The organism is Paenibacillus sp. FSL H7-0350 (assembly GCF_038593195.1).
GTDB lineage: Bacteria > Bacillota > Bacilli > Paenibacillales > Paenibacillaceae > Paenibacillus_AQ.
Map to the genome: position 1 here is coordinate 7374955 of NZ_CP151972.1, position 11619 is coordinate 7386573.

At 52.6% G+C, this 11619-nt stretch carries 8 protein-coding genes; all 8 read left to right on the top strand.

The features are described 5' to 3' along the window. Nucleotides 1-74: 74 nt before the first annotated feature. The 8 genes from NYE24_RS32965 to NYE24_RS33000 all read left to right on the top strand — a co-directional run bounded on the left by NYE24_RS32965 (nt 75) and on the right by NYE24_RS33000 (nt 11576). Nucleotides 75-1640, top strand: coding sequence for a response regulator (locus tag NYE24_RS32965; RefSeq protein WP_036693432.1), 1566 nt, complete (start codon nt 75-77; stop codon nt 1638-1640). A 19-nt stretch (nt 1641-1659) separates the two neighbouring features. Further along, nucleotides 1660-3402 (top strand): sensor histidine kinase, encoded by a 1743-nt coding sequence (locus NYE24_RS32970; protein ID WP_036693430.1) that lies wholly within the window; start codon nt 1660-1662, stop codon nt 3400-3402. Nucleotides 3403-3477: 75 nt separating this feature from the next. Continuing rightward, nucleotides 3478-5220 (top strand): ABC transporter substrate-binding protein, encoded by a 1743-nt coding sequence (locus NYE24_RS32975; protein ID WP_235218376.1) that lies wholly within the window; start codon nt 3478-3480, stop codon nt 5218-5220. Nucleotides 5221-5374: 154 nt separating this feature from the next. Further along, a complete protein-coding gene (locus tag NYE24_RS32980) occupies nt 5375-6289 on the top strand; it encodes an ABC transporter permease subunit (protein WP_342479339.1) in 915 nt (304 codons plus the stop codon). A 16-nt stretch (nt 6290-6305) separates the two neighbouring features. After that, nucleotides 6306-7247 carry a carbohydrate ABC transporter permease gene (locus NYE24_RS32985; RefSeq protein ID WP_051493316.1) on the top strand — a complete coding sequence of 314 codons (942 nt, stop codon included), beginning with the start codon at nt 6306-6308 and terminating at the stop codon, nt 7245-7247. Nucleotides 7248-7521: 274 nt separating this feature from the next. Then, on the top strand, nt 7522-9546 hold the full coding sequence (locus tag NYE24_RS32990) for a right-handed parallel beta-helix repeat-containing protein (RefSeq protein ID WP_342477662.1): 2025 nt from the start codon (nt 7522-7524) through the stop codon (nt 9544-9546). A 200-nt stretch (nt 9547-9746) separates the two neighbouring features. Further along, nucleotides 9747-10652, top strand: a complete 906-nt coding sequence (locus NYE24_RS32995; protein ID WP_342477663.1) for a GNAT family N-acetyltransferase — start codon at nt 9747-9749, stop codon at nt 10650-10652. A 147-nt stretch (nt 10653-10799) separates the two neighbouring features. Further along, nucleotides 10800-11576, top strand: a complete 777-nt coding sequence (locus NYE24_RS33000; RefSeq protein ID WP_342477664.1) for an alpha/beta hydrolase-fold protein — start codon at nt 10800-10802, stop codon at nt 11574-11576. Nucleotides 11577-11619 lie beyond the last annotated feature (43 nt).

Consider the following 11619-nt stretch of genomic DNA (forward strand, 5'->3'; position numbering starts at 1 on the left):
CGGGAACCCTTGACCATTCACTTAGGCCGGGGTTCCCTTTTTTTCAAGATTGTACTGGAGGAGTGGATGCCAATATGTACGGGATCATTATTGTTGACGATGAGCTGTTTGTCCGCAAGGGCCTGATTGGAATGATTGACTGGGCAGGCAGCGGGTTTCAGATTGTGGATGAGGCGGACAACGGGGAGGATGCGCTGGAGCTGATCCGGGCTAAGCGGCCGCAGCTCGTGATTACTGATATCCGCATGCCGGTCCTGGATGGCATCGGGCTGATTGAGGCGGTGACGGAGGAGCAGCTTGGAACGGAGTTTATCATTATCAGCGGATATAACGATTTCCGGTATGCCCAGCAGGCGGTCCGGTATGGCGTGCTGGACTATGTGCTGAAGCCGATTAATGAGCATGAAATTGTGAAAGCGCTTCATAAATTTCGCGATCAATTCACTGCGCGCAAGCAACTCCATGACCAGCTGAGCATCCATGAGGGAGAGAAGCGGCTGGAGGCGCTGATCCGGGGGGGAGCGGCGGATGAGGCGCTTGATGCCTGGGAGCAGCAGTGGATAGAGGCGGGAGCCCGCCAGTTCACCTATGTGCTGCTGGAGGTGAACAATGTGTTCCCTTGGAGCGGTCAGCCTATGCCCGGGAAGGCAGAGCTGAAGGAGGCGATCCGGCAGGCGGTGCAGCAGCTCACAGCAGAGACTCCTATTGTCTACGGACATCGGCGGTTCTTCGGCTTCATTGTGCCGGATCATTATCTGGCGAACCATAAGGGAGAGCTGCGCACCTTCCTGACAGATGGTCTGAGCCTGCTCTACCAGCTCTACCCCCTGGAGATTCAGGCGTATACGGGCGGGCCGGTAAGCTCACTCCAGGAGCTGAAGCATTCCTATACCTCGGCTAAGGAGACTGTGGAGTACAAATATGTCCGGCCTGCCCAGCCAATCCTGATGTCCTCGGATATTGCCGGTCTGTCCCTGAACTATATTCATGCCAGCAGCGAGGTGTTTCAGGCGCTGATTGAAGCGATTGAGGAGAATAAGCAGGCAGAGATGATGGATGCGATCGGTAAGCTGTTCACAGAATTTCAGGAGAAGCTGTTCTCCCGGGAAGCGATGAAGGCGGTTGCCATTCAATGCGTCCATAGTGTGTTGCATACCATACGGAGCATGGAGGGGGATGAGAAGCAGCTGGCAAGTCTTGTCCCGATGATGAATTGGACGGATCATAACATCACGCTGGCGGAGCTGAGGTCCCTGTTCGAAGCTTTTGCGCTGGAAGCGGCGGAGCGGATTCAAGGGCTGTACCAGAGCTATGGCAGCAGCGGGCTGTACCGGATCAAGTGCTACGTGGACCGGAACTTCCATGAGAATCTGAACCTCAAGCAGATCGCAGGCCAGTTCTATATGAACTCAGCCTATCTTGGCCAGGTGTTCAAGAAGAATTACGGCATGTACTTCAATGACTACCTGCTCCAGCTGCGCATCACCGAGGCCAAAAAGCTGCTGCGGCAGACCGATCTGCGAATCTATGAAATTGCCGAGCAGGTCGGCTTCAAGAATGCCGATTATTTCGTCACCCAGTTCGAGAAACTGGAGCAGAGAACGCCGACAGAGTACCGAAACCGGACGGGCAACCGTTAATGCCAGGAGGGGGCACAGCATGAAGCTGCTGAATAATATCCGGCTCAGGAATAAAATGTTTCTCGTCTATTTCCTCGGGGTCATCGCTCCGATCATTCTCACAAATGTGATCTTCTACAACACGATTACCGGAAATGTAAAGGCGCAGCGGATCAAGGACATCGATCTGGCGGTGGAGCAGATCAAGAATGAGTTCCGGCTGATCGTGGATCAGGCCGTGGGGTTATCCTCTTTTTTCTACGCGGATTACAAGACCAATGAGGTGCTTGACCGTAACTTCACACAGACCGAAGACTATGTTGAGGCCTACGACCTCTATCTGCGGTCCACCCTGAACAACTATTCTCCGTTCTCTTCCTCGCTGCAAAACAAGACCCTCTATGTGGATAACCCCACACTGCTGAATTCCGGGAATATCGGTATCCTGTCCAGGGAGATCCGGGAGAGCCTCTGGTATAAGGAATGGATGCAGGAGGCTTCCTCCCAGCCGCTGTTCGTCCGCATCGAGGATGCAGGCGGCCGGTTCCAGTCGTTCTCGCTGCTGCGGCGGATGGATTATTTCGCGGACCGGATGCTCAAGGAGAAGCTGGTGAAGATTGATTTTAAGACGATTGATCTGATGGAGGTCTTCGCTAATCTGAACGTACACGGGGATGTGTATCTGCTGGGGCCGGAGGGCCGGATTGAATATACAACTAACCGGGCCATAGACTGGCGGGGGAAGGAGCAGCAGCTGTATGCCTCACTGAAGCAGGAGCATATCATTGATTTCGAGAAGGGATATGGCAGTATCAGCTATTTGTCCGGCTGGCGGATCGTCGGTACGGTCAATGAGAAGGAGATCATCAAGGAGGTGCTGAAATCCCGCTATTTCATCCTGTGGTCGGCCTGCCTGATGATGCTTGTCCCTACCGTTATTATTCTGATCATTACCCGCTCGATCAACCTCCGGATTATTGAGATCCTGAAGCATATGAAAAAGGTTAAGACGCAGCAGTTCCAGATGATCATGCACGGGGAGTCGCGCGATGAGATCGGCCAGCTGACCCTGGAGTTCAACAGTATGATTATGCAGATTAAGGCTCTGATTAACGATGTGTATCTAACGGAGATTCAGAAGAAGTCGCTGGAGCTGGAGCGGCGGAAGGCGCAGCTTAATGCTCTGCAGAGCCAGATTAACCCGCACTTCCTGTTCAATGCGCTGGAGACGATTCGGATGCGGAGCCTGCTGAAGCAGGAGAACGAGACGGCCAAAATCATCCAGAGCATGGCGATGATCCTGCGTAGCTCATTGACCTGGAATAAGGAGTGGGTGAGCGTGGAGGAGGAGCTGGGTTTTATTCACTGTTTTCTGGATATCCAGAAATACCGGTTCGAGGATAAGCTGAGCTACCATATCGAGGTGCAGCCCGAAGCCTACGCCTGTATAGTCCCCAAGATGGTGTTCCTGCCCTTCGTGGAGAACGCCAGTATTCATGGCATCGAGCCGCTCAAAAAAGGCGGCAGCATTGAGATCCGCATCAGCGTGACGGGGGATGAGGTGGTCTTCCAAGTGTCGGACAACGGGATTGGCATGAGCAGTGAGCAGGTTGACACTCTCTACGGATACCTCGACATGGAGGGGATTATCGGCGAGCGTATCGGTATACAAAATGTAATCTACAGGGTGACCATGCTGTATGGCGGGCGCGCAGTCTTCCAGGTGGACAGCAGACCGGGGGAAGGGACACGGATTGAGCTGAGAATCCCGGCGAATCCATAGTTTACAAAGGAGAAGCCATAATTTTACGGGTAACGAAGGAATGTAAACGCTTTTATACTAAAGGAGCACTAAACCATGAATCTACAAGGGGGAGTACAGGCAATGGGTAAAAGCAAGAGAATATGGCTTCTTGCTCTGACGGCAGTCGTCTCATTATCCGTGGTGACAGCTTGCTCGGGGCCTAATAATGCCAAGAAGAATAATACAGGGACGACGGAGCCGACAAGCGCCGCTGCTACCACAGAGACCGAACCCAAGCAAGATAAGGTAACATTCAAAATCTTCAACGGGGTGGCCGGCTCGAAGGATGGAAATACCAATGAGACGACCATCGGGAAGCTGCTGGAGGATCAGACCGGTGTCAATTTCAAGCTGGAATTCGTGGTGGGCGACCTCAATACCAAGATTGGAACCATGATTGCCGCCAACGATTACCCGGATGTGCTGATTCCCGATGCCGCTATAGAGGAAGTGCTTAATGCCGGCGCATTCATCCCGCTCGATGAGCTGATCGAGAAGTACGGGCCGAACATCCAGCGTGTCTATGGCAAATCCCTGAATCAGATGCGCTCCAAGGACGGTAAAATCTATTTCCTGCCGATTGCTGCCCAGGTGAACGATTTCATTCCTGAGCCGGAAGCCGGGGCGGGATTCTGGGTTCAGCGCCGTGTGCTGGAGGAAGCAGGTTATCCGAAGATCAAGACGCTGGATCAATATATAGAGCTGATTAAGAATTACCGCGACAAGCACAAGGATGAGAATCTGACGGGGATGGTCTCTCTTACGCATGACTGGAGATTCTTCGCCACCTCCAACCCGCCGATGCATCTGATGGGTTATCCGAATGACGGCAACGTTACCGTGGATACCAATACCTGGGAAGCCAAGACCTATGCCGGTGCTGAGTCCACCAAAAAGTGGCTGAAGGCGCTGAATGACCTCAATGCTGCCGGTCTGTTCGATAAAGCCTCCTTCGTCGATAACTATGACCAGTATATCGCCAAATTAACTTCCCACAAGGTGCTCGGCTTCTTTGACTACCGCTGGCAGGTGGATAATGCGCTGAATGTGCTGAAGGACGCCGCCCGTAAAGATCCTTCCCTGGACGGTTTCAAGTACTTCCCGCTGCCGGTAACCTTCGAGGAGGGCACGCCAGATGCTTATCTTGATCCGCCAGGAGGCCTTGTAACGAACCGCGGAATCGGGATTACCGTCAGTGCCAAAGATCCGGTCCGCATCATCCAGTTCTTCGACAACATGCTGACCGAAGAGAACCAGACCCTGATGTCTTGGGGTATCAAAGGCGAGACGTATGAAGTGAATGAGAAGGGCCGCTACTACCGTACGCAGGAGCAGATCGACAAGATTGACGAGCCGTTCAGAGAGAGCTTCGGCTTCAAATACTTCAGCTGGAACTGGCCGATGTACAATGCCACCTCTACCCTGGCTGACGGAAATGCCAAGAATGTTGCCAGCCAGCCCGAGGTCTTCCAGATGACGCTGACCGACAAGGATAAGGCGATCTTAGAGAAATACGGCGTACAGACCTACAGCCAGCTGTTCGCTGAACCGGTTCCGCGTCCATACTTCCCGGCGTGGGGCTTCGCGAAGGAGCAGAATTCCCCGGAACAGCTCTGGGAAGCCAGCAAGGATGAAATGACGAAGAAATATTTCCCTAAGCTGGTGCTGACGACTCCCGATAAGTTCGATGCAGTCTGGGAGGAATACATGAAGGAATTCGGCAAGCTGGATACTGCGGGTTATGAGAAATGGACCACTGAGCAAGTCAAAGCGAAGGTAGAAATGGCGAACCAATAGCCGGAACCGGCGGGAAAGACCAGGGCTGCACCGAGGTGCTGGTCTTTCCTGCTTGCCGCTTAGACACCCGGTGCGCTGAAGGAGAGAGATACGGATGGATAAAAATACGGTACCTGCGTTATCCCGGCCGGCGGCGGATAAGGAGCCGGGCCGGATGCGGTTGTTTTTCAAAAAGCTGGACCAGCAGCGGGCCTTGGCAGTGATGTCGGTCCCTTTTCTAATCTGGCTGTTTGTATTCAAATACTTGCCCTTGTGGGGCTGGAGCATTGCCTTCCAGGATTATAAGCCGGCCAGGAAGTTCATGGAGCAGACCTGGATTGGCTTCGAGCATTTCAAATTTCTGTTCGGGGACGACCGCTTCCTCCGGGTGTTACGCAATACGCTGGCGATGAGCTCGATCAACCTGTTCTTCGGCTTCGTCACTGCGATCACCCTGGCCTTGCTGCTTAATGAAATACGCAATATTGCGTTCAAGCGTGTAGTGCAGACTGTCAGTTATTTGCCGCATTTTATCTCCTGGGTGGTAGCAGCAAGTATCATTCAGACGACGCTGTCCCCGGATGGTACCATTAACCAGCTGCTGGTGGGTCTGGGCTTCCTTGACCGCGGCAATGAAATTCTGTTCCTGGGAATCCCGGAATACTTCTGGACCATCTTCGGAGCCAGCTCCGTCTGGAAGGACATCGGCTGGAACACCATCGTCTACCTGGCCGCTATGACGACAATTGATCCCACGCAGTATGAAGCAGCAGAGATCGACGGCGCGAACCGGTTCAAGAAAATGATCTATGTCACGCTTCCGGGCATCAAGTCTGTTGTGATTGTCCTGCTCATTATGAATATCGGATATCTGCTGGAATCGGGATTCGAGCCGCAGTACCTGCTGGGTAACGGCATGAATGTGGACTATTCCGAGAACATTGACATATTCGTGCTGAAATACGGAATTGCCCAGAGTAACTTCTCCCTGTCCATCGCAGCGGGAATGTTCAAGACGGTCGTCAGCTTCATCCTGCTGTTCATGGCGAACAATGCCGCGAAGCGTATGGGCGAAGCCAGACTGTATTAATAAAGGAGGCGCAGGCATGGAAACCGCAGCTGTCCAGAAGAAAAAACGCAAGCCCCGAATAAGCTCCTCCACCGGCGACCGCTTGTTTGTCATTGGCAACTACTGCTTCATGATCGCACTAATGATCGTTACCCTGTATCCGTTCGTGAATGTCCTTGCAGTGTCGCTTAACAACGCGCAAGACTCTATCAAAGGCGGAATCTACCTGCTGCCCAGAGAATGGACGCTTGCGAATTACACTTATATTCTGAGAGAGGCCACGATTTTTCATGCGACCTTCATCTCCGTGCTGCGCACCGTGATCGGAACGGTAGTCACCGTCTTCTGCTCGGCCATGCTGGCCTACACGCTTAGCAGACAGGATTATGTGCTGCGCAAATTCATCACGGTAGCTTTTATCATGACGATGTACTTCAACGGCGGCCTGATTCCCAATTATCTGCTGATACGGGATATGGGACTGGTCGGCAGCTTCTGGGTCTACATTCTTCCGGGGATCATCGGGGTGTTCAACCTGATTATTATCCGTTCCTTCATTGAAAATCTGCCGGAGAGCATCATCGAATCGGCGAAAATTGACGGGGCGGGGGATTACCGGACCTTCTTCAGCCTCATTCTGCCGCTAACAGTGCCTGTCCTTGCCACGGTGGCGCTGTTCTCAGGGGTGTTCCAGTGGAATTCGTGGTTCGATGTGTTCCTCTACAATTCCTCGGATGAGAAGCTGAGCACCCTGCAATACGAGCTGCAGAAGATTCTGCAGAACTCCAATACCACCACCGGCACCTCTTCGCTGGACGGAATGATCCAGGGGGCTACCGGAGGCCAGCAGAATGCGGTCACGCCAATGTCCGTGCGGGCAACGATGACGATTGTAGCTTCCGTACCGATTATTATGGTGTACCCGTTCCTGCAGAAGTATTTTGTCAAAGGCATGATGGTCGGAGGGGTTAAAGGGTAGGGTATATAATTGTATATAAGAGTTCTTCCTTAGGGGTAATTATCATAGAAGGATCGTATGCCGGATGTACAAGGCCTGCGGTCTTTTCTATTAAAATATAAGAATTTATATGTTGCACACGATAACTTTCCTTCTATTTCCCGCTGAAACGGTACCATCCTTAAAAAGGACGGCAAAGCCGTTTCCACTTGGGATTGTATACATGGTTATAGCATAATAAAGTATTTTCATTTAAAATGTCCATATGACATATAAGAAAGAGGAGGATGTTCATATGGAATATCATGTTGCAATGCAAGGGAGCGATCAGGCTCCGGGTACAGCGGATCAGCCTTTCCGCTCCATCTCCCGCGCTGCGGCGCTGGCGGAGCCAGGAGATACGGTCACCGTTCATGCGGGGACATACAGGGAATGGGTGAGCCCGGCTAACGGAGGGACTGAGGATCAGAGGATTATCTATCAGGCTGCCGGAGATGGGGAGGTTGTCATCACAGGCGCTGAGCCGGTGGCAGACTGGCAGGATGAAGGAGACGGTGTCTGGAGCGCGGAGGTGCCGAACAGCCTGTTTGCTGTGCGCAATCCTTTCAAGGAGAAATTGTATGGCGACTGGCTGTTCGAAGGGGCGTTCGAGCCGCATCTGGGGGAGGTCTATCTGGACGGCAAATCGCTGTATGAATGTGATAGCGTTACCAAGCTGCGCGATCCTAAGGTTTGGCCGCAGGCCAAGTACCCGGCGGACTCTCTGCTCCAGTGGTATGCAGAAGCAGGAGCGGCTTCCACCAGGATATGGGCGAGCTTCGGGGGCAAGGACCCGCGCCGGGAGAATGTGGAGATCAGCGTTCGTCCTTATTGCTTCTGGCCGGAGCAGACGGGACGGGGTTATATAACCGTCAAGGGCTTCACACTCCGCCAGGCATCTCCTCAATGGGCACCGCCGACGGCGTTGCAGGAAGGGTTGATTGGACCCCATTGGAGCAAGGGCTGGATCATTGAGGACAACCACATCTGCGAGTCCAAATGTACAGGGGTGAGCCTGGGCAAAGAAATCTCAACCGGGCACAACGAGTGGTCAAATGGCCGGATGAAGGGCGGGACGCAGCGGGAGCAGGAGGTTATTTTCCGCGCACTCCGCCAGGATTGGCATAAGGACAACATTGGAAGTCATATCGTCCGCAATAATGTAATTCATGATTGTGAGCAGGCCGGAGTAGTCGGCCATTTGGGCGGGGCCTTCAGTCAGATTGTCCAGAACCGGATTTATAATATCCATCATAAGCGGATTTTCCACGGGGCAGAGGTCGGCGGAATCAAGCTCCATGCTTCACTGGATACCCAAATTTGCGACAATGTTATTTACAGCTCCTACCGGGCGTTATGGCTGGACTGGCAGGCACAGGGCACCCGTATCAGCCGGAACGTATTCTACGACAACCTGTCCGAGGATTTCTTCATGGAGGTCTGCCACGGTCCTTATATGGTCGATCACAACCTGTTCCTGTCGCCGATGAACTTCCGCAATATGGCCCAGGGCGGCGCGTTCGTCCATAATCTGTTCGCTGGCAGGTTCGTAGTGCGCCCTGAGCTTACCCGATACACGCCGTACCATATGCCGCATGAGACAGCCATTGCCGGGTACAGCAACTTCACGGGCGGAGATGACCGATATTATAACAATATCTTCCTGCGTGATGAGGACAAGGACAATGAGGTTGTGCCGATGACGTTCTTCGAGCATCTGCCGCTTGCCCCGAGAGAGCAGCTTAATGATAACGGTGAGAGGGTAATGGACGGTATCCCGGATAATTCCCGCTGTTATCTGCATCCTGTTGGACTGGGCGGCTATGACGAGCACCCGAATGCGCTGGATAAGCAGTGGTGGGAATACACCAAGGCAGAGATCAAAGCGATGATCGATTCCGGGAAGCCGTTCCATCCCGAACAGATGGCCCTTCCTGTAGCCATTCAAGGCAATCTGTATCTGAAAGATGCGGTGCCGGGTGCGCATGAGCGCAGCGCGAAGGTCTATGCTGACAAAGGCATTGAGATTGAGGTTGATCCGGCTTCCGGCAAGGTGCAGGTGCATATCGTGAACCCTGAGCTGCTGCGTGCAGCCGCGCCGACCGTGGTCACCACGAATCTGCTGGGCAGAAGCTATCACGCCGAGATGCGCTATGAGGAGCCGGACGGCTCACCGTACCGGTTCGACCGCGACTTCTTCGGTAAGCAACGTCCGGACTCGAATGTGACGCCTGGACCGTTTGAATTAACAGAGAATGCTGCGTTGAAAATAGTGCTGTAGAACGGAATGGTTATGGCTGAGAGCCTGTCCCTGGGGACAGGCTTTTGTGTGGTGCATGAAATGAGAAATTCTGCATGAAGTGCAACAATGGTGATGCAATAGTACAGATGGTTATAGCCGATCTCTGCCTATGAAGGTGAAGTGAGCCTACATATAATGGAAGAAGGATGAAATGATGAGAGTCGAAGGGAGATGAAGAGATGAAGACATTCAATGAAAAGTACCTAGACACCGAGGAAAACTTCAACAATGTTCATGCCTTTTTGAGAAAAATGGTACCTTTGACGGGTAAGCTTCAGACTTGGGAATTTGTCAGATTCGAGTTCTGGAACCGGTACGAAGCGCCCAAGAGTACAGATCCTAATTTCAAGGAGCATAATGCACACCTATGGAAGAATGAAGCTGGTGAGATCATAGGCTTGTTCATTTCCGAATCGGGGGGCAGCTTCTTCAGCTTAATTGTCCACCCGGATGATCCGCAGCTGGCAGGCGAGATGGTGGAATGGGCCCGGAAGGTATGGGGCGAAGGGAAAAAGAAGCTTAACACCGATTGCTATCCCTATGGTCTGGAGGTTCAGGCATTATTAGACCAAGGATTTGTGCAAGATTCTCATATCGGGAATACCCGAAGGTATGATCTTGCGGATACGGATTACACTTTGAAGCTGGAAGAAGGATTCTATATCCGCTCAATGGCGGAAGGGACAGACGAATGCGCGAAGAGTGAATTGATTGAGCAGATCTTTTCTCCCGGGAATTCCAATGTAGGGAGCATAGAGTACTGGAGAAAAGATCTAAAGTCCTATAAGGCGGAGCTTGATTTCTCGGTAGTGGATGATAAAGGGCGGCCTGTCGCCTTCTGTTTCGGATTCGTAGATCAGGATAACGAGTTCGCGGTTATAGAGACGATTGGGACCCACCCGGATTACCGGCAACGCGGCTTCGGTAAAGCGGTGGTTACCGCGTGTTTCTTGCGGCTGAAGGAGCAAGGGGTGACAACGGCCTATATCACGGGGTTTTCTGCTGAGGCTAATGCTCTATATCAATCCCTGCAGCCGGTGGAGATTATTCCAGTCCATTCGTATGTGTATGAACGTCAAATCTAGTCCGTACAGGCGTTATAAATGGATTTCCATGCTCCATATATATTTTTTCGCAGCAGGTTCCTCAGCAGGATTTAACACTTAGTTTATCGAATAAACAAAGTGTAGAGATATACATATAATCTATGAGAGGAATGAGCAGCTTTGGACATGAACCATCAGAAGTATACAATACAAGCAGCGGGATATGATCAGGAGAAAGCAGGGATTGAGCGTGGTAAGATCACGATGATCGAATATCCCTCTGCCACAGTTGGCAACACCCGGAAGGCTAGAGTATACACACCGCCCGGCTATTCCAGCACAGAGAAATATAATGTCTTGTATCTGCTGCACGGCATTGGCGGAAATGAGGACGAATGGTACACTCACGGCACGCCGCAGATTATTCTGGACAACCTGTATGCCGATCACAAGCTGAAGCCGATGATTGTTGTGCTGCCGAATGGCCGGGCGATGCAGAACGACCGGGCGGAGGGCGACATCTTTGCGCCTGACAAGTTGGAAGCCTTCGGGGCCTTTGAGTCTGATCTGCTGAACGATCTGATCCCTTATATTGAAGCGAATTATTCTGTGCTGACGGACCGGGAGCACCGTGCGCTGGCCGGGTTGTCCATGGGCGGAGGGCAATCGCTCAACATGGGTCTGAATAATCTGGACCGCTTCGCCTGGGTGGGAGCCTTCTCTGCGGCACCTAACACGAAGGAGCCGGAGATACTGGTACCCGACCCGCAAAAGGTCGCGGACGCGCTTAACCTGCTCTGGTTATCCTGCGGAGACCGGGACAGCCTGAAGTATGTCAGCGACCGCACCCATGCTTACTTCTTAGAACATAATGTGCCGCATATCTGGGTAGAAGAGCAGGGCGACCACGACTGGCCGGTCTGGAAGAACGGCTTGTACCAGTTCGCTCAGCTTATTTTCTAATGGGTGTAGGGGGCGTCCGGGAACGGGGGTCTCTTATTCTGGC

Excerpts from the sequence above, each read along its gene's own strand:
- NYE24_RS32965 (WP_036693432.1), top strand. The coding sequence starts at position 75 with ATGTACGGGATCATTATTGTTGACGATGAGCTGTTTGTCCGCAAGGGC.
- NYE24_RS32970 (WP_036693430.1), top strand. The coding sequence starts at position 1,660 with ATGAAGCTGCTGAATAATATCCGGCTCAGGAATAAAATGTTTCTCGTC.
- NYE24_RS32975 (WP_235218376.1), top strand. The coding sequence starts at position 3,478 with ATGAATCTACAAGGGGGAGTACAGGCAATGGGTAAAAGCAAGAGAATA.
- NYE24_RS32980 (WP_342479339.1), top strand. The coding sequence starts at position 5,375 with ATGCGGTTGTTTTTCAAAAAGCTGGACCAGCAGCGGGCCTTGGCAGTG.
- NYE24_RS32985 (WP_051493316.1), top strand. The coding sequence starts at position 6,306 with ATGGAAACCGCAGCTGTCCAGAAGAAAAAACGCAAGCCCCGAATAAGC.
- NYE24_RS32990 (WP_342477662.1), top strand. The coding sequence starts at position 7,522 with ATGGAATATCATGTTGCAATGCAAGGGAGCGATCAGGCTCCGGGTACA.
- NYE24_RS32995 (WP_342477663.1), top strand. The coding sequence starts at position 9,747 with ATGAAGACATTCAATGAAAAGTACCTAGACACCGAGGAAAACTTCAAC.
- NYE24_RS33000 (WP_342477664.1), top strand. The coding sequence starts at position 10,800 with ATGAACCATCAGAAGTATACAATACAAGCAGCGGGATATGATCAGGAG.